The 18,917-nt window shown below is 50.6% G+C and carries 16 protein-coding genes and 3 pseudogenes; 12 read left to right on the top strand and 7 right to left on the bottom strand.

The features are described 5' to 3' along the window. Window positions 1-94: 94 nt before the first annotated feature. From pagP to ACMZI0_RS07395, 5 genes and pseudogenes are all read right to left on the bottom strand, one after another. Window positions 95-591 (bottom strand): annotated as a pseudogene (pagP, locus tag ACMZI0_RS07415) (lipid IV(A) palmitoyltransferase PagP). Window positions 592-949: 358 nt separating this feature from the next. Continuing rightward, entirely contained in the window at window positions 950-1,771 is an 822-nt protein-coding gene (gene cysE, locus ACMZI0_RS07410) for a serine O-acetyltransferase (protein WP_264626276.1), read from the bottom strand. Window positions 1,772-1,954: 183 nt separating this feature from the next. Continuing rightward, window positions 1,955-2,974: an NAD(P)H-dependent glycerol-3-phosphate dehydrogenase gene (gene gpsA / locus ACMZI0_RS07405; protein WP_415672475.1), complete on the bottom strand. Its 1,020-nt coding sequence runs from the start codon at window positions 2,972-2,974 to the stop codon at window positions 1,955-1,957. Further along, window positions 2,974-3,459, bottom strand: coding sequence for a protein-export chaperone SecB (secB, locus tag ACMZI0_RS07400; RefSeq protein WP_415672474.1), 486 nt, complete (start codon window positions 3,457-3,459; stop codon window positions 2,974-2,976). Before secB ends, gpsA begins: the two co-directional genes overlap by 1 nt. A gap of 175 nt (window positions 3,460-3,634) precedes the next feature. After that, window positions 3,635-4,066 carry a rhodanese-like domain-containing protein gene (locus ACMZI0_RS07395; protein WP_415672473.1) on the bottom strand — a complete coding sequence of 144 codons (432 nt, stop codon included), beginning with the start codon at window positions 4,064-4,066 and terminating at the stop codon, window positions 3,635-3,637. 332 nt (window positions 4,067-4,398) lie between these two features. Here ACMZI0_RS07395 and envC point away from each other — a divergent pair, with 332 nt between their 5' ends. After that, entirely contained in the window at window positions 4,399-5,703 is a 1,305-nt protein-coding gene (envC, locus tag ACMZI0_RS07390) for a murein hydrolase activator EnvC (RefSeq protein WP_415672472.1), read from the top strand. Window positions 5,704-5,728: 25 nt separating this feature from the next. Then, window positions 5,729-6,651: pseudogene (locus ACMZI0_RS07385) on the top strand (divergent polysaccharide deacetylase family protein). Window positions 6,652-6,694: 43 nt separating this feature from the next. On the opposite strand, the pseudogene tdh reads toward ACMZI0_RS07385, so the two are convergent. Together tdh and ACMZI0_RS07375 are read right to left on the bottom strand one after the other, a co-directional pair. Next, window positions 6,695-7,720: pseudogene (gene tdh, locus ACMZI0_RS07380) on the bottom strand (L-threonine 3-dehydrogenase). 12 nt (window positions 7,721-7,732) lie between these two features. Then, window positions 7,733-8,860, bottom strand: coding sequence for a glycine C-acetyltransferase (locus ACMZI0_RS07375; RefSeq protein WP_415672471.1), 1,128 nt, complete (start codon window positions 8,858-8,860; stop codon window positions 7,733-7,735). Window positions 8,861-9,110: 250 nt separating this feature from the next. Here ACMZI0_RS07375 and rfaD point away from each other — a divergent pair, with 250 nt between their 5' ends. The 10 genes from rfaD (at window position 9,111) to ACMZI0_RS07325 (ending at window position 18,901) form a co-directional block, all read left to right on the top strand. Beyond that, a complete protein-coding gene (gene rfaD / locus ACMZI0_RS07370) occupies window positions 9,111-10,043 on the top strand; it encodes an ADP-glyceromanno-heptose 6-epimerase (protein ID WP_415672470.1) in 933 nt (310 codons plus the stop codon). Between the two features lie 129 nt (window positions 10,044-10,172). Continuing rightward, complete coding sequence (gene rfaF / locus ACMZI0_RS07365) at window positions 10,173-11,222, top strand: ADP-heptose--LPS heptosyltransferase RfaF (RefSeq protein ID WP_415672469.1); 1,050 nt, start codon at window positions 10,173-10,175, stop codon at window positions 11,220-11,222. After that, window positions 11,222-12,226, top strand: coding sequence for a lipopolysaccharide heptosyltransferase RfaC (rfaC, locus tag ACMZI0_RS07360; protein ID WP_415672468.1), 1,005 nt, complete (start codon window positions 11,222-11,224; stop codon window positions 12,224-12,226). The genes rfaF and rfaC overlap by 1 nt, the downstream gene beginning before the upstream one ends. 193 nt (window positions 12,227-12,419) lie before the next feature. Beyond that, window positions 12,420-12,707 (top strand): hypothetical protein, encoded by a 288-nt coding sequence (locus ACMZI0_RS07355; protein ID WP_415672467.1) that lies wholly within the window; start codon window positions 12,420-12,422, stop codon window positions 12,705-12,707. Between the two features lie 36 nt (window positions 12,708-12,743). Further along, entirely contained in the window at window positions 12,744-13,610 is an 867-nt protein-coding gene (locus tag ACMZI0_RS07350) for an O-antigen ligase family protein (RefSeq protein ID WP_415672466.1), read from the top strand. Window positions 13,611-13,809: 199 nt separating this feature from the next. After that, window positions 13,810-14,910, top strand: a complete 1,101-nt coding sequence (rfaQ, locus tag ACMZI0_RS07345) for a lipopolysaccharide core heptosyltransferase RfaQ (protein WP_415672465.1) — start codon at window positions 13,810-13,812, stop codon at window positions 14,908-14,910. Next, the gene (locus ACMZI0_RS07340) at window positions 14,907-16,019 is read left to right on the top strand and encodes a glycosyltransferase family 4 protein (RefSeq protein ID WP_415672464.1); all 1,113 of its coding nucleotides are present in this window, start codon (window positions 14,907-14,909) and stop codon (window positions 16,017-16,019) included. The genes rfaQ and ACMZI0_RS07340 overlap by 4 nt, the downstream gene beginning before the upstream one ends. Before the next feature lie 21 nt (window positions 16,020-16,040). Continuing rightward, entirely contained in the window at window positions 16,041-16,841 is an 801-nt protein-coding gene (rfaP, locus tag ACMZI0_RS07335; protein WP_415672498.1) for a lipopolysaccharide core heptose(I) kinase RfaP, read from the top strand. A 21-nt stretch (window positions 16,842-16,862) separates the two neighbouring features. Continuing rightward, window positions 16,863-17,966 (top strand): lipopolysaccharide 1,6-galactosyltransferase, encoded by a 1,104-nt coding sequence (waaB, locus tag ACMZI0_RS07330; protein ID WP_415672463.1) that lies wholly within the window; start codon window positions 16,863-16,865, stop codon window positions 17,964-17,966. Continuing rightward, a complete protein-coding gene (locus ACMZI0_RS07325) occupies window positions 17,963-18,901 on the top strand; it encodes a glycosyltransferase family 2 protein (protein WP_415672462.1) in 939 nt (312 codons plus the stop codon). Before waaB ends, ACMZI0_RS07325 begins: the two co-directional genes overlap by 4 nt. Window positions 18,902-18,917 lie beyond the last annotated feature (16 nt).

Below are 18,917 nucleotides of genomic sequence, written 5' to 3'. Positions count from 1 at the left end.
TGACACCCTAGTAAAAACAATAAGGGGCCATTGTACCGCATTGGCTGCATAAACCTCGACCAATGCAGTTTACATTAGGCTGATATACGAACAATCAGATTTGCCAGCGCAACCAGGCAAAAAAGACGTTGCCGTTGTTATAGGTGCCTGAAATGAGAGGCGCTGATAGTTCACTGAGACCAGCGGCAACAGCACCGGGATAGGGATATAGTGCCAGTTGTCACGCATGGTAACGCCAGCGGTAAAGCCTGCCCCCAATTGAAAATCTGGGTTAGTGGTGGGCGTCCAGAGTTTCTCAAAACCATAACCGCCGATAGGCTCCCATTTGTTAAAGGAGTCCTTGAACGCCATCAGGTACAAACCGTGCCAATCGCCATCGGCATCCAGACGCGACACGCCATAACCCGCTCCCCAAGGGCGCTCATTGTACTTATCTGTTTTCTCTTTGTCGTAGGTCCAGCGGTTATGCCAGGTGATAGCCGGAATATAGAGTTCCTGACTTGACGAGTTCGACCAGGTTTCTGACAGATTGAACTTCGCCTTTTGCCACCAACTGCCATGTCCATTGTCCTGCGCAACCTCCTTCGACATTTCCACAGGGGGAACCGTTGGGGCAGCAAGGGCAGGAAGTGAGAACAGAAAAGGGAAAATGATAAAAATCACACGTCTCAGATACATCTTTGCTTCTCGTAAATCATCAATATTGTTGCGAAACCTGAACCATCACATGACAGGGAAAGTCCGGTTTAGGGAAAACAGGCTACCGCAAAAAGCCTGTCCAAAGGGGTATTATGAGGGATTCACGCTATAGATTGCGTGTAATTGTCGGCTTTATCGTAACATTTAAGACATTTCTTATAAGAAAATATCCTAACTCAGCTGAATATTCGGATAGTATGCGGTATAAATAGGGAAAATCATTTGAAAAACGGCTTGCGATAGGAAAAACTCAAATCCCATCGCCGTATTCAAAGCCACGATTGATCCCGTTGAAGTACTGATCCATGTCCATGGCTGGCTTGTCGCTTTCCGGGCGCCCCACAATGCGCGCCGGGACACCCGCCGCCGTGGTATGTGCCGGAACCGGTTGCAGCACCACAGAGCCCGCGCCAATTTTTGCGCCGCGCCCGACTTCAATATTGCCGAGGATCTTGGCGCCTGCCCCGATCATTACCCCTTCACGGATCTTCGGATGACGATCGCCGCTGGTTTTCCCCGTCCCGCCCAGCGTGACAGATTGCAGGATCGAAACGTCATTCTCCACCACCGCGGTTTCGCCGATCACAATCCCGGTGGCGTGATCGAGCATGATCCCACAGCCGATGGTCGCAGCCGGATGAATATCGACGCCAAACGAGACCGATATCTGGTTCTGAAAATAAATGGCAAGCGCTTTACGCCCCTGATACCAGAGCCAGTGACCGATACGATACGCCTGAAGCGCATGAAATCCTTTCAGATAAAGCAGCGGCGTGGAGTATTTATCCACGGCGGGGTCGCGCTGACACACCGCGCGAATGTCGCACGCAGCCGACAGAATCATCTGCGGATCGGCACGATAGGCCTCTTCGACCACTTCACGAATGGCGATCGCGGGCATGATGGAATTTGCCAGCTTGTTGGCCAGCATATAGCTCAATGCGCTGCCCAGGTTCTCATGTTTTAGCAATGTGGCATGAAAAAAACTGGCCAACATCGGTTCGCAATCAGCCAACGAGCGGCCTTCTGCTTTGATATTTGCCCATACCAATTCCAACTCATCAGTCGACATTGCCTTCACTCCGCTGCCACATCGTTCATTGCGATGCGCTTGCACGTTGCATTTATTGTTATCGTCCGTCAGGTTGACCAGCCATCGTTGCCAAAGCATAGCGTAGCCACCAGAATACGATATAAAAGCCAAAAAACGCCAGAAGACCAACGTTGCCGCTGGCCTGCCAGATATAACGCTGTGTTATTCGCGGTCGCTTTCGTCTTTCCGCGTTCTGCCAAGCAGAGTGAGCGCCGCTTCACGCGCTGCCTTGCCACAGTATAAAACCTGCCACAGTTGTTCACTGATGGGCATTTCTACACCATGACTCTGCGCCAGCGCCAGCACCTCTTTGGTGTTGCGATAACCTTCCACCACCTGACCAATCTTGTCCTGAGCGCTTTGTACATCCAGCCCCTGACCCAACATCATGCCAAAGCGGCGGTTGCGGGATTGATTATCGGTACAGGTCAACACCAGATCGCCCAGCCCCGCCATCCCCATAAAGGTCGCAGGATCGGCCCCGAGTGCTACGCCAAGCCGCGTCATTTCCGCCAGCCCGCGCGTGATCAGCGCCGTGCGCGCATTGGCGCCGAAACCGATACCATCGGACATACCGGCACCAATGGCGATCACGTTTTTTACCGCACCGCCAAGCTGCACGCCGATAAGATCGGGGTTGCTGTAGACACGAAAACTCTTGCTGCAGTGCAGCAAGGTTTGCAGATCGTCGGAAAACGTTTTATCCGTCGCAGCCAACGCAATAGCAGTAGGTAATCCCGCGGCGAGTTCTTTTGCAAACGTAGGGCCAGAAATCACGGCCAAAGGGATGTCATCACCTAATGCTTCCCGTGCCACATCCTGCAACAAACGCCCGGTTTCCGCCTCCAGCCCTTTTGTCGCCCACACCAGCCGCGCATCAGCGCGCAGCAACGGTTTTATCTGACGCAGCACATCACAAAACACATGGCTAGGCACCACCACCAGAATATTGCGACTTGCCGCCAACGCCTGCGCGAGGGAAGCCTCAAGGTGCAGCGTATCAGGGAAAGGGACATCCGGCAGGAAGGCCTGATTGCTCCGGGCTGCCTGCAACGTCTGTATGTGCGCAGGATCGTGTCCCCACAGCACCACGGAATGGCCATTGCGGGCCAGCGTAATCGCCAGAGCGGTGCCGTATGAACCGGCACCCAGCACTGTCATGGAAGCATTAGATGTGCTCATCAGGCATCCAGGCGCGGCGCGCCGTTTTCACCTTCTGCGGACTGCCCTTCCGTTTGCTGTTGCAGATAGTTCATGAACAGCGCATCGAAGTTCACCGGCGCCAGGTTCAACTGCGGGAATGTGCCACGTGTCACCATGCTGGTCACACATTCACGCGCATACGGGAACAGAATATTCGGGCAGTAAGCGCCCAGGCAATGGGCCAGCTGTGTGCCTTCCAGGCCGCCGACGGTGAAAATGCCCGCCTGCTGAACTTCACACAGGAATGCAGTATTTTCGCCCAGCGTAGAGGTTACCGTTACGCGCAGCACAACTTCGTACACGTCTTCCGCCAGTTGGCTGGACGCCGTATCCAGATCCAGTTTGACTTCCGGTTGCCAATCCTGTTGAAACACCTGCGGAGCATTGGGTGCTTCAAAAGAGACATCCTTGGTGTAAATGCGTTGAATCTGAAAAGTCATTTCGGCGGAGTTTTGTTCGGACATGTTGGCTAATACCTTTAATGTTAACGTATTTAATGCGCCGCATTCATGGTGTGGCTGCGGACGCTAATGTGTGCATTTAAAATCGAACAATGCGCGCAGGGAGCCTGCGCCTACTTACAACCTAGCATACCTTGACGGCATGCTTTAAAGACATTCGGCTTGCGCCATCGTGCGCTTATTTGCCCTGCACCAGCGGAAGGTTTTCACCGCTCCAGCCTGACAGACCATCTTTAAGAACAAACACACGCTCAAACCCGGCCTTCAGCAAGTTGTCGGCAGATTCACGTGAGCTGATACCGTTTACACAAACGACAATCACAGGACGCGTTTTGTGTTTCCCCAACTCGCCCAGGCTACCGTTCTTGATGTCGTTAGGCAGCAGGTTAATAGCGTTGGCAATGTGGCCACGACGGAAATCATCACGGTTGCGCAAATCAACAATAACCGCTTCTTCTTTATTGAGCAGTTGAATGGCTTCGCCACGTGCGATTTCTTTCACTTTGGAAAGCTTACTCTTCACGGTCATGACGATAACGGCAACCAACAGTGCAACCCAGGCGATACTCATAATGGGATGCCTGCTTACGAACGACATAATCTCTTGCATGGGGGGTAACAGCTCCCGAATCAGTTAATCAACAAAAATCAAGGTTTCTGAGTATACCTATGCGGTAGAGCAATTACAGCCTGTAACAACCAGTAAGCCGCTAAACTGTAACTCTATCTGTGGCATGAATCAGAAAAATCGTAGCGACCGCCGCTTACGGTTCTGCCATTTTATGCGTAATACGCCCTTTTTATCTATGCTTGATGCAGTGCATCCTGTGTAAACCTTGCCCGTGATGAGCGCCCTCGCGACATGTTCTGTCACGACTGGAGAGAGAAAAGCGCGGTCAGGTGGCTGGTCAGGGGCCGCCCATCGTGAAATAATCCCACCTTATGAATAAGAAAGCGTCACTGATCTCGCCCCGCGCGCCATGCAGTGTGCCTGTTCAAGGTTCCACGTCTGATTCAGGCTCAGGCAAATCGCCGTTGCATGCGCTGCTCGCTATCTGTATCAGCGCGGTTTGCGTTGGTGCTTTCGTGTGGCCGACGATCGGGTTCGGTGCCGATAATCAGCAACGGCTCAAGACGCTGCAACAGGATATCGCGGAGAAGGAAAAACGCGTTCAAGAGCAGAAACAACAGCGCGGTACCCTGCTTAACCAGTTACAACAGCAAGAACAGTCCATCGCCCGCGCCAGTCGCCAACTGCGCGACACCACGGGAACGCTCGCCACGCTGAGCGAAGAGCTGAAAGGGCTGGCTGCCTCCATCACCAAACTTGAAAGTCAAAGAATACAGCAGGAAGCGTTGCTGGCACGCCAACTGGATGCCGCCTTTCGTCAGGGCCAACACAATGGCTTACAGCTGATTCTCAGTGGCGAAGAGAGCCAACGCAGTGAACGCATTCTGGCCTACTTTGGCTACCTGAATGAAGCACGCCAAAAAAATATCACCGCACTGCAACAGACGCGCACTGAACTCACGGTGCAGAAGCGGCAGGTAGAACAAAAGCAAGCCGCACAAAAAACCTTGCTCGCCGAACAGCAAGCGCAGCAAAAGGCGTTGGAGCAGGCGCGTGGAGAGCGTAAGCAAACCCTGTCAGCACTGGAAAGTTCGCTGGAAAAAGATCAACAGCAACTGACAGAGCTACGCCAGAATGAAGCACGGCTGCGCGATCAGATTGCCCGCGCCGAACGCGAAGCGCGCGAGGCTGCCAAGGTTCGTGAGCGTGAAGAGCAGGCCAAGCGGAGTGGCACCCGTTATCAGCCATCAGAAAGTGAGCGCTCACTTATGGCACGTACTGGCGGATTGGGCCAATCCGCAGGCCAGGCGCTCTGGCCGGTCAGAGGACGCGTCGAACACCGTTTTGGCGAACCGTTACAGGGCGAATTGCGCTGGAAAGGCATGGTGATTGCTGCACCAGAAGGCACAGACGTCAAAGCCATCGCCGACGGCACGGTGCTGATGGCCGATTGGCTGCAAGGGTATGGACTTGTCGTGGTGCTGCAACACGGTAAGGGAGACATGAGCCTGTATGGCTATAATCAGAGCGCCCTGGTGTCCGTTGGCGCGCAGGTAAAAGCCGGACAACCCATCGCACTGGTGGGTACCAGCGGCGGCCAAAGTCAGCCTGCGCTCTATTTTGAAATTCGCCGCCAAGGTCAGGCGGTCAATCCACAGCCTTGGTTAGGGAAATAACAGGGAAATCATTTTGCTGATACCGATGTTACGAAAAGTACGCCGTCCTCTGCTCTTTACCGTGTTATTGGCATCTTGTTCATGGGCGACGGCGGGAAAGCTGTCGATCGTGATTGATGACTTCGGCTATCGGCCCCACAATGAAAACCAGATACTGGAGATGCCGACCGCCATCTCCATTGCAGTGTTGCCGAACGCGCCTTACGCCCGCGAGATGGCACTGAAAGCTCACCAGCAAGGGCGAGAGATATTAATCCACCTGCCAATGGCTCCGATGGGAAAACAACCCCTCGAAAAAGACACGCAGCGCCCGGAGATGAGCAGTGAAGAGATCGAGCGCATCATCCGTCAGGCGGTAAACAACGTCCCCTACGCGGTCGGGTTAAATAACCATATGGGCAGCGCCATGACCTCCAGCCTGCCGAGCATGCAGAAGGTAATGCACGCGCTCAACGCCTACCAGCTCTACTTTCTCGATAGCATGACCATCGGCAGCAGCCAATCCATTCCGGCAGCGGCGGGCACACACGTTAAAGTGATCAAGCGTAAAGTCTTTTTGGACGATACCCAAAATGAGACTGATATCCGCACCCAGTTCAACCGCGCCGTACCGGTTCCGCCATCGCCATTGGTCATCCTCATCCTGCCACCATCAAAGTGCTGCAACAGATGCTACCCTCGCTGGATGCCGATATCGTTTTGGTGCGTCCCAGTCAGTTGTTGAATGAACCGGTTCACTACCAGACACTGCCTTATGAACCTCGTCCAGTGCAACCCGCACGTAAACCGTTCCGTAAGCCACAGCTGTGTGTCATCAAACAGCCATTGCCGCCGGTAGGTAACAAGGTCTTCTTTAAACTTATCGGGGAAAGCCTGCGTGACAGCGCGCCGGTGCATTATATTGAGCAGCGTTGGCGCACCTGGGTAGCATCATCCGGGCAAAAGTAAGCGCACAAACGCGCCCCGGAGGCTCCGGGGCGCAACAGCGTGGTCAATCCCAGTGCAAAATCACTTTGCCCGATTGCCTAGAGCGCATCACGTCAAAGCCCTGCTGGAAGTCATCTATTGGGAAGTGGTGAGTGATGATCGGCGTTAAATCGAGGCCAGACTGAATCAGCGAGGCCATTTTTTACCAGGTTTCGAACATCTCTCGTCCGTAGATTCCTTTGATCGTCAGCCCCTTGAAAATCACTTCATTCCAATCAATCATCATCGGTTCCGGCGGTATTCCAAGCAGCGCGACCCACCCGCCGTGATTCATTGCATGCAGCAGTGCGTGCATCGCCGCCGGCGCGCCGGACATTTCCAGGCCCACGCCAAACCCTTCACGCATACCCAGCGACAACATGACATCCGCCAGCGTCTCTTGCGCCACATTCACCGCACGCGTGACGCCCATTTTACGCGCCAGTTCCAGCCGATATTCATTGACGTCGGTAATCACCACATGGCGAGCCCCAACGTGGCGGCACACCGCCGCCGCCATGATGCCTATCGGCCCTGCTCCCGCAATCAACACATCTTCGCCAACCATATCGAATGACAGCGCAGTATGTACGGCATTGCCAAAGGGATCAAAAATGGCAGCCAGATCGTCAGAAATTCCGTCGGGAATAGGAAAAGCGTTAAACGCCGGGATCACCAGATACTCCGCGAAGGCACCGGGACGATTAACGCCAACGCCAATGGTGTTATGACAAAGGTGACGTCGCCCGACGCGGCAATTACGGCAAAAACCACAGGTGATATGCCCCTCTCCCGCAACGCGATCGCCAATAAAAAAACCACTGACCTCCTGGCCAATAGCAACGATTTCGCCCACATATTCGTGCCCGACAACCATCGGCACGGGAATGGTTCTCTATGACCAGCTATCCCAGTTGTAAATATGCACGTCGGTGCCGCAGATCGCCGTTTTGCGAATCTTGATCATGATGTCGTTATGGCCCACTTCCGGCAACGGTGCATCCATCATCCAGATGCCGAGTTCCGACTTCAGTTTGGCTAGTGCTTTCATGCGTTCCCTCCGTTAGCTGACGACGCCCAAACGTTTCCCAACCCGGATAAAGGCCGCCACGGCATGCTCAATCTGCTCGGTGGTGTGCTCGGCAGACATCTGAGTGCGAATGCGGGCTTGCCCCTGCGGCACCACGGGATAGAAGAAGCCGGTGACGTACACGCCTTCTCGCTGCATGGCCAACGCAAAATCCTGTGCCAAACGCGCATCGCCCAGCATCACCGGGATGATGGCGTGATCGGCACCTACCAGCGTAAATCCGGCGGCCGTCATGCGCTGGCGAAACAGCGCGGCGTTTTCCCACAGGCGTTGACACAGTGCATCACCTTGTGCCAGCAAATCCAGCACGGCAATGGAAGCCGCGACAATAGAGGGCGCCAGAGAGTTGGAAAACAGGTACGGGCGAGAGCGTTGGCGTAGCCAGTCAATCACCGGTTTGCGCGCGGCGACATAACCGCCAGACGCGCCACCCAGCGCTTTGCCCAGCGTTCCCGTCAAAATATCGACGCGCCCCATCACATCGCAGTATTCGTGGGAACCACGCCCCTGCTTGCCGATAAACCCTACCGCGTGCGAATCATCCACCATCACCAGTGCGCCATAGCGCTCCGCCAAATCGCAAATGCCTTTCAGGTTGGCAATCACGCCATCCATCGAAAAGACACCGTCTTTCGCCACCATCAGCGTGCGCGCGCCTTCGGCTTTTGCCTTTTGCAACTGTGCTTCCAGTTGCTGCATATCGTTGTTGTCATAGCGATAGCGACGCGCTTTACACAAGCGCACACCATCAATGATCGAAGCATGATTCAGCGCATCGGAAATGATGGCATCTTCCATACCGAGAAAATCCGCCAGCTTGTTCTCCAGCGTCTTATGGATATCTTGCGTTCCGCAAATAAAACGGACCGACGCCATACCAAAGCCATGGCTGTCCAATCCCGCTTTCGCGGCGGCAATCAGGGTCGGGTTGTCAGCCAATCCCAAATAGTTATTGGCACAGAAATTCAGCAAGGGGCCGCCGTCGGCCACCTCGATATCCGCACGTTGCACGGTGGTGATAATCCTTTCTTCTTTAAACAGGCCGTCGGCTCGCGCCGCCATGAGCTGCGCAAACAGACGCTGATAAAACGATGCAGGCATGATGTCACTCCTTTGTGTAAGCCCGTATTCGGCTTAATCAATCCTGTTTATCACGGTGACAGATAACGCCACAGAATCTGAAAAATGCCAGCGCGGTCATGGCATGCAGTTATGCCTGCCAGGGAAAACCTTGCGGCAGCACAAAATGGTGTACTGTCTGTGATGCAACGAAATGTTATGATAGCAGTCATAAACAGTGTGGAGCGTGGAGCGTGGTGCTTCACTCGCGAGATTTACGAGGGTTACTCCCATGATTATCGTCACAGGCGGAGCCGGTTTTATCGGCAGAAATATTGTTAAGTCATTGAATAGCATCGGTTATCGAGACATTTTGGTGGTGGATAACCTGAAAGACGGCACCAAGTTTGTCAATCTGGTCGATCTGGACATTACCGACTACATGGACAAGGAAGACTTCATCGCCAGTATCGTTGCGGGTGACGATCTGGGCGATATCGATGCCATCTTCCATGAAGGCGCGTGCTCTTCCACGACAGAGTGGGACGGCAAGTACATGATGGACAACAACTATCAGTACTCTAAAGAAGTGCTGCACTACTGTCTGGAGCGTAGCATCCCGTTCCTGTATGCCTCTTCCGCAGCCACTTACGGCGGGCGTACCAGCGACTTTATCGAAGAACGTCAATACGAGCAGCCGCTGAACGTTTACGGCTATTCCAAATTCCTGTTCGACCAGTACGTACGCGATATCCTGCCGCAGGCAGACTCGCAGATTTGCGGTTTCCGCTACTTTAACGTCTACGGCCCGCGTGAAGGTCACAAAGGCAGCATGGCAAGCGTCGCGTTTCATCTGAATAATCAGATCAACCAAGGCGAAAATCCGAAGCTGTTCGCTGGCAGCGAAAATTTCCAACGTGATTTCATTTATGTTGGTGATGTTGCTGCGGTGAACCTGTGGTTCTGGCAACACGGCGTTTCCGGTATTTTCAACTGCGGAACAGGTCGTGCCGAATCATTCCAGGCCGTGGCCGATGCCGTGCTGGATTTCCACAAGAAGGTCCAGGTGGAATACATCCCCTTCCCGGAAAAACTGAAAGGCCGTTACCAAGCCTTCACGCAGGCGGATCTGAGCAAACTGCGCGCGGCAGGTTATGACAAGCCATTTAAAACGGTTGCCGAAGGTGTCAGCGACTATCTGACCTGGCTGAACCGCTCCGCGTAAACGTCATGTCAACGTGCGGCCACAGAGACCCCTGTTGCCGCACGCACCCGGTAAGCAGTGCATGCCGGATTGCATCCTTCGATGGCGTTCCTCTGGCCGCCAAGAAACAGAACAGAAAAGATAAACGGTATGAAAATCCTGGTGATCGGCCCGTCGTGGGTGGGCGACATGATGATGTCCCACAGCCTGTATCGTTCTCTAAAAGCACAGCATCCCGATGCACAGATTGACGTGATGGCTCCGGCCTGGTGCCGTCCGCTGTTGGCCCGGATGCCGGAAGTGCGTCAAGCGCTGGCGATGCCACTCGGGCACGGTGCGCTGGCGTTAGGTGAGCGCCGACGTTTAGGTGTATCACTGCGAGAACAAGGTTACGATCGTGCCTATGTGCTGCCGAACTCGTTTAAATCCGCGTTGGTGCCCTTCTTTGCCAAGGTGCCTGAGCGGGTTGGTTGGAGCGGCGAAATGCGGTATGGCCTGCTCAACGATCTGCGTGTGTTGGACAAAGCGGCGTTTCCCCTGATGGTGCAGCGCTATGTTGCACTGGCCTATCCCCGCAGCCAGATACACCGGGCTGAAGATCTTCCGCAGCCGCTGCTGTGGCCGCAACTACAGGTTGCACAGGCAGAAATTGACGCCGTGCTCCCCACCTTCAACTTAGTAAGCGAGCGCTCACTTATTGGTTTCTGCCCTGGCGCTGAATTTGGTCCGGCCAAGCGTTGGCCGCACTATCACTATGCCAATCTGGCACAAACGCTGATTGAGCGCGATCACCACGTTGTACTGTTCGGCTCAGCCAAGGATAACGACGCAGGCGAAGCAATACGCGATGCGTTGCCGGAAGCCATGCGCGCCTTTTGCACCAATCTGGCGGGTAAAACATCGCTGGATCAAGCGGTCGTGCTGATCGCCGCCTGCCACGCCGTAGTCAGCAATGACTCTGGTTTAATGCACGTTGCGGCAGCACTGAATCGTCCGCTGGTGGCACTTTATGGCCCCAGTAGCCCCGATTTCACGCCACCGCTGTCACATCAGGCCAACGTTATCCGTTTGATTACTGGCTATCATCGCGTACGCAAAGGGGATGGCGAGCAGGGCTATCACCAAAGCCTGATTGATATCCAGCCTGAACGCGTATTGGAAGCCTTGGCGCCTTACCTCCAGACACAGGAACATCGCTAATGCGGGTGCTGATCGTTAAAACCTCTTCCATGGGTGATGTCCTGCACACGCTCCCCGCCTTGACAGACGCCATGCGCGTAATTTCCAATTTGCAATTTGATTGGGTAGTCGAAGAAGGATTCGCCCAGATCCCCACCTGGCATGCCGCGGTTGACCGCGTGATTCCGGTGGCGATTCGCCGCTGGCGTAAAAGCTGGTTCAGCGCAGAAACACGGCGCGAACGCGCGCTCTTTAAGCAGCAACTGCGCGAACGCCAATATGACGCGGTGATTGACGCACAGGGACTGCTGAAAAGTGCGCTACTGGTTACGCGCCTCGCGCGCGGCAAAAAGCACGGTTTAGACAGCAGCAGCGCACGTGAGCCGCTGGCCAGCATCTTCTACAACTACCGGCATCGAATTGCACGGCAACAGCACGCCGTTGAACGCATACGCGCACTTTTCGCGGCCAGCCTGAGCTATCGGAAGCCCAGCGAGCGAGGCGATTACGGTATCGCTCAGCATTTTTTGGCAACGCCGCCAGAAGATGCAGGGCGCTATCTGGTATTCCTGCACGCCACCACCCGTGATGAAAAGCATTGGCCGGAATCCCATTGGCGTGACCTGATCGCCAGCCTGCAATCATCAGGATTACGCATTAAGTTGCCGTGGGGCGCGGAGCATGAACATCAGCGGGCACTGCGCCTTGCGGCTAACTTTCCGCATGTCGAGGTGCTGCCGCGCCTGAGCTTACAGCAGATGGCCGCTGTACTGGCGGGGGCCCAGGCGGTTGTTTCCGTTGATACCGGCCTGAGCCACCTGACTGCGGCGTTAGATCGCCCTAACATTACGCTCTATGGCCCTACCGACCCTGGGTTTATTGGCGGTTATGGCCTGAACCAGGTGGTAGAACAATCTGAAAGTCATCACATGAGTGCCGTCTCCGCCGACGCCGTCCGGCAAAAGCTGTCAGAACTGGTAGACTTACAGTCACTCGACGCGACTCCCCTGCATACATCGGCTTAAGGCTCTCTTCGTTAGACGCTTGCGCCGGAGGCTACCCTCGTGCCTCCCTGACTGTAGGGATAATGGGGATTTTACTACGTGACCCAATGATATGTTGAATGAATTAAGATACAGCTGGGCAAAATACCCCGCCGTAAGCACTTCTGTAACCACAAATACGCTGTTTCCGGGGTGCCTGCTGACCCTTGCCGTCATGCCGTTTAGCACCGTAATAGCCGGATGGCTGTTTTATTTGACCGGGGTGTCTGCCGCACTGTATGTGGTCATGCATGCGAAACAGATTCTCGCAGCCAAACGCCTGTTGGTATTGCCCCTATTGCTGTTGCTGACAGGCTGTCTCAACCTTGTCTGGTTTTCTATTTACTATCAACCTGATACGGTTTTCACCGATGTCTACTCCGCCTATCGCACAGCCGGGCATGGGGCGATTCTCGATGCGTTTATTCTGCTAGCGGCGTGCCGCCTGTCACGTGAAAACTAGCCCGTCGTGCGATTTGGCTCATTAGCGATCTGCGCAATGACGCTGGCTTATGCGCTATATCAGTCACTTTTTCACGATATGCACCGTGTGAGCCTGATCTTCGGTCCTGCAACCAGCGCGGCCTATTTTATGACGTTTATCGGTGCCTTGGGTGCGCAGGCATTACTGACGCTCAATTTACGCTACAAATATTATCTCTATTTGATCCATTTCTTGCTGGTGACCAGTGCGATCATGCTGACTCAGACGCGGGCAGCCATTTTCGTTTATCCCCTGGTGGGGGCGATGATTCTGTTATCAGAAGTGCGTCACAATAAACGCAAGCTGCTTAAGGGTGTCCTGGGTTCAATCGTGACGCTAACGCTCTGCATTGCGCTGTTCCACGACACGATCAATAAACGCGCCAATGATTTGATCAACGACATGCGTAGCTACAGCCAGAACAACAGTAAAACCTCGGTAGGCGCACGGTTTGCCATGGTGCAATCCGGCATGGACGCTGGGCTTACTGCGCCGTTCGGGCAATCTGCCGAGCAGCGTGCGCAAGAGATTACGACCCTTGCACAGCACACTCCCGCTATGACGGGTGCCGTAAGTTACCTGAACGTGCACCTCCATAACGAAGTTATTGAAGCTTTTTCGCTGAAAGGCTGGCCCGGTGCACTGCTGATTGTTTTGTTTTATGTCGCGCTCTCTTATTTTTCGATTTTTGTGTTGCGTAGCCACTTCTCCATTGCACTGTTATTTGCCTTACTTATGTTTGGCTTGAGTGATGTTATTTTCTTTGCACGGGATATGTTAATGGCGTGGCTGGTCACTTTCTGCCTTGGCATGACGCTGACGGGAAAATGGAACTCACCGCAACATGCGATGTCCCACAAGCCCAACACACATGCAACTTGAACTATGACGGGTATAATCGTAATTAGCGCTGTGAGTGAACCAAGCCTTTTAGTACCATGGCGGCATAAAATGGCAGTGTGTGTATTTTCTTTATAAACACGGCCTGGTAACAACCCGGATGATGATATGCAGAGCTGGTAAGCCAGGGGCGGTAGCGTGGTCATTTTCTGGTCTGAGTGCCCTGATTTAAGGAAAGCGAGTGAGTCTCAAAACCCTTACCTATAACCGGATCTTGATTGTAAAGCTGCGTTTTCACGGGGATATGCTGCTGACTACGCCGCTGATCAGCACGCTAAAAGCGCGTTATCCCGGCGCAGCTATTGATGTGCTGCTCTACGAGGACACCATCCCTATCCTTTCTAAGCATCCGGATATCCACCGGTTATACGGTTTGAAAAGAAAAACCGCTGGCTCGATGGAGAAAATTAGCGGTTTTCTTACTCTGCGCAATCAACTCAAACGCAACCGCTATGACCTGATTGTAAATCTGGCCGATCAATGGCCAATAGCGCTGCTGATTAAATCGTTAAACTGCCCTTACAGTCTCTCCATCCAACGCGGAGGGGCCAGACAGTCGTTATGGCGCGCCTGTTTCACACACTGTCTGGAGCCAAAGGGGCAGCATATTGTTGAGCAGAATTTCTCTCTGCTCGCCCCGTTGGGTGTACCTGAGGAAGACAGGACACGGCCGCTGTCACTGCACTATGGCCAAGAGGACGCTCAACGCGTTTTCGCCCTCGCGCCTGAGTTACAGGAAACACCTTATGTGGTCATTCAACCGACCGCCAGACAGTATTTTAAATGCTGGGATAACGATAAATTTGCTCAAGTTATTGATCATCTGAAACAGCAAGGGTTAGAGGTCGTCCTTACCTGTGGCCCTGGTGCAGAAGATTTGGCAACAGTGAACGACATTCATGCCCTGTGTGCACACAAGCCAAATATGTCGCTGGCGGGTAAAACACATTTTCTCGAACTGGCGGCACTCATCGACAAAGCCGTGCTTTATATCGGCGTTGACTCTGCACCGATGCACATGGCGGCAGCACTTGAAACGCCAACTGTGTGCCTGTTTGGAGCAACTGATCATCGTCAATGGTACCCTTGGTCGAATAACCATATCGTTATTTGGGCCGGAGACTATCAGCCAATTCCAGAAAGACACCACCTCGATAGGACATTTAAATATCTTTCCTACATTCCCGTTCAGGATGTCATTCAGGCAACAAAGACTCTTCTGTCCCAATCAGAAAATCTCACTTCTACAGAGGATAAAAGAGAGATAAGAGGTGTCAGATGAACATTGCTTTTTGTCTGTACAAATATTTTCCATTTGGAGGGCTTCAGAGAGACTTCCTCAATATTGCCCAGGCCTGTATAAAAAAGGGGCATCACGTTCGTGTTTATGTACTGTCATGGCAAGGTGAGCAGCCAGATACACTGGAAATCATTTATGTACCCCAATTGGGGCTGAGCAATCACACCCGGCACCAATGTTACAGCACTTGGGTGCAGCATCATCTCCAGCAACACCCTGTGGACCGGGTAATCGGGTTCAACAAAATGCCTGGATTAGATTATTACTATGCTGCTGATGTGTGCTATGCAGAGAAAGTTGAACAGCAAAAAGGGTTCTTTTATCGGCTGACACCCCGCTGCAAACATTATATTGCCTTCGAAAAAGCGGTGTTTAGTTCTGATAGCCCCACAAGGTTGTTAATGCTGACGCAACAACAGATTGCTGACTTCAAGAAACATTACAGAACACAAGATGAACGATTTATTATTTTAACGCCAGGTATTTCGATTGATAGAAAGTACAATCGGCAGCCATCAAATATTCGGCAAACGTTCAGAAATATACAAAAAATAGATGAACAGGCAGTAGTCTTACTGCAAGTAGCCTCAAATTACAAGCTTAAGGGTGTAGAACGTAGTATTCGAGCTGTTGCTAAACTACCGGTAACTTTGAGGCAAAATCTGATATTTCTGGTTGTAGGTCAGGATAAACCTGAGCGATACCAAGCATTAGCAAACCAATTGGGCATCGGCCAAAACGTACGTTTTTACCAAGGCCGTAATGATATTCCTGAATTTATGGCCGCAGCAGACCTTTTAATACATCCGGCACATCAGGAAGCAGCGGGCATCGTACTGCTTGAAGCAATTACCGCGGGATTACCGGTTATTGCGACCGATATTTGTGGCTATTCGTTCTACATCAATAAAGCGAATGCAGGATACGTGCTTCCTTCTCCATACGATCAGGAACGCCTGAACTCTGTATTACACAACGCCTTAGAACAACCCGCTATTCTGAAACAGTGGTCAGAAAATGCACGGTATTTCGTAGATACAGAAGATCTTTACAGCATGCCAGAGAAAGTCGCGACACTGATTTCAGGATAAGGTCAGATATATATGAAAAGTATTATCGAATTACATGAACCATTCGCCACTGCATGGCAAGGACGGGATCCGTTTGAAGAGGTCACCAAGCTAGGGGGGGATGTTTTTCGCGCACTGGAAAGCCGAAGAACACTGAGGTTTACGTTTGCTGACCGCTCTTGGTTTATTAAAATTCATCGAGGGACGACGCTTAAAGAAGTACTGAAGAACTTGATAGCACTACGTCTACCGGTACTGGGCGCAGATCGCGAGTGGATTGCCATTCACCGACTACGAGACCTTGGGGTAGATACCATGACGGGGGCGGGTTTTGGTCAGCGAGGCCTTAATCCGCTACAGCGCAAGTCATTCATTATCACTGAAGATTTAAAACCAACTATTAGCCTAGAGGACTATTGTGCTAATTGGCTGGATACTCCCCCATCGTTAAAAGAAAATCGGTGCCTTATACAACGAATTGCGGAGATGGTGAGAAAGATGCATGCTGGAGGCATTAACCATCGGGACTGTTATATCTGCCACTTTTTGCTCCATCAACCTTATCATCTGACTAATGATACACTGAAAATCTCTGTAATCGACCTTCACCGTGCACAAATTCGCCACAAAGTTCCTCTACGATGGAGGAACAAAGACCTGGTTGGCTTATACTTCTCATCACTGAATATTGGTTTGACAAAGAACGATTATTTGTGGTTTCTCAAGAATTATTTCGCACACCAGTCTTTGCGTATCACACTGAAGCAAGAGCAAAGACTATTTCAAAAAGTGCGTATCAAAGCAGAAAAGATACGCGAGCGAATGGCACGCCATGCATTATAGTTCATCATCAGATATAACATTATGAATATACTCTTTGTTGGCGAAGCCATCTCTGGATTCGGTGGTATTGAAACTGTCTTAAAGAAAGTTACTCATTTTTTGACTAACGATAAAGAAGCATCCAATAACTATACATTGTATTTTCTCTGTCGAGACGACAGAATGGAAAAAAACTGGTTACAGGGGCTGAACGTTGTATGTCATCATTCCGGAATCAAGATTTCTTTCTTCAGACGTATGAGCTATGTCTGTGCCCTGGCTAAATTTATAGTACAAAACCAACCAGATATCGTTATTGCTTTTGATTCGCCCTCTTGCCGTTTTTCCTCATTAGCGATCAAAAAAAGCAATAGCAAGGTTCCAGTGGTTTCATGGGTACATTATTCCCTTGATCACAAGAAGCATTCTAAGCAGGTTCTTCTCGCAAATTATCATCTTGCAATTAGTTCTGGCATTAAACAACAATTGTTAGAGCGTGGAGTTTCTGCTGATCGTATCGCACTGATATTTAACCCCATATCACGAGTAACACAAGTTATACCTCGCCCAGACAACTCACAACCAGCAGTATTTATTTATGTTGGCAGACTAAAATTTGAAGGGCAAAAACGGATAAAGGACATGTTAGATGCATTTTCTGGTTTAAACCAAAAATGGGAGTGTCACTTTATCGGGGATGGTTCAGATCGATTAAAATGCCAAGAATATGCTCATAAACAGGGGGTTGATGAGAACGTACACTGGCACGGTTGGCAAAATAATCCTTGGGGGTATATTCAAAATAATATACCCGCTGTAACAGCTCTACTGTTAACCTCCTCATTCGAAGGGTTTGGCATGGTGTTAGCAGAAGCAATGTCATTCGGTATTTACTGTGTCAGTAGTGACTGCCCATCTGGTCCAGCTGATATTATAAAAAATAACATCAATGGTACTCTTTTTAAGCCAATGGATTATGTTGAGTTACAATCAATATTAAAAAACATCATAGACAGAAATATTCATACGCCACCCAATGAAATAAAGCATTCGATTTCAAATTTGTATGATGATGTTTATTACAAAAATCTTAAAAGCACACTTATAAGAATAAAAAACAATAAAAAATTAGAGAATTCATTATGAATGTGAATGCGCTGGTTATCAGTTACAATTCGTCAATCTCACAGTCTTCAACATTACAGAGTTTGCTTGACACAGACAATAAAGATATTAATTTCAAAATATTTATATGGAATAACGGCCCCAATCTATTTGAAGATCATGACATTGAAGAATATCTCGAAAAATGTAAAGAGAAAAGAATCTCCCTCTCTATATATCAAGACTTAAGAAACATCTCCCTTTCCAAGATTTATAATTATATTATAAAAAAGGGTAATTTTGACTTCATCGCAATTTTAGATCAAGACTCAACAATAAATGTAGAGTACTTACAAAACATCGCTACCCATAGAAAAAGCAATCTTATATTCCCCCGAATCATAACAGAAAAAAATAACGTCGCCATACAGAGTCACCCACACTCATCAAAAGATAAAAATATATTAATCAACGAGGGCCCTGTAACATCAAACATGAGCTCTGTAACTTCAGGAATAGTACTATCCAAAGACCTTATTAATAAAATTGAAAAATACAGAGGTTATGTTTTTGAAGAGAAATTAGGTTTCTATGGTATAGATGTCGACTTTTTCGTAACCATAAACCATATGATAGAAAAAAATATTTCTGTCAACGCCTTTTGTGTTGGCTCAATAAATCATTTATTTTCATCTAATAATGAGAATGAGAATGAGAATGAGAATGAATTTAAGAGTCCATTTAGATATTTAGAACTCCTTTATTTTAAGATATTTTTTAGGGAAACTCATCAAAAGAAAAGCAAGTTGACCACATTATGGATCTGCATCCGAGAGATATTAAGAGGTAAGTTACCCCCCCTTAATGCGATATCCGTTCTCCGTTTTGCATTCGAAAACGTTCATCCAAGATCAAAACTCATAATCAAACCCGATGTCGAAGAAAAAAACTGCATATACCTTGAGTGTCAAAAATAACATTTAGACATCTGTT

Origin of the sequence: Symbiopectobacterium sp. (assembly GCF_047692315.1) — a bacterium.
Taxonomy (GTDB): Bacteria; Pseudomonadota; Gammaproteobacteria; order Enterobacterales; family Enterobacteriaceae; genus Symbiopectobacterium.
The sequence above is the reverse complement of the archived record's forward strand: the minus strand, read 5'-3'. Positions and strand labels throughout refer to the sequence as shown.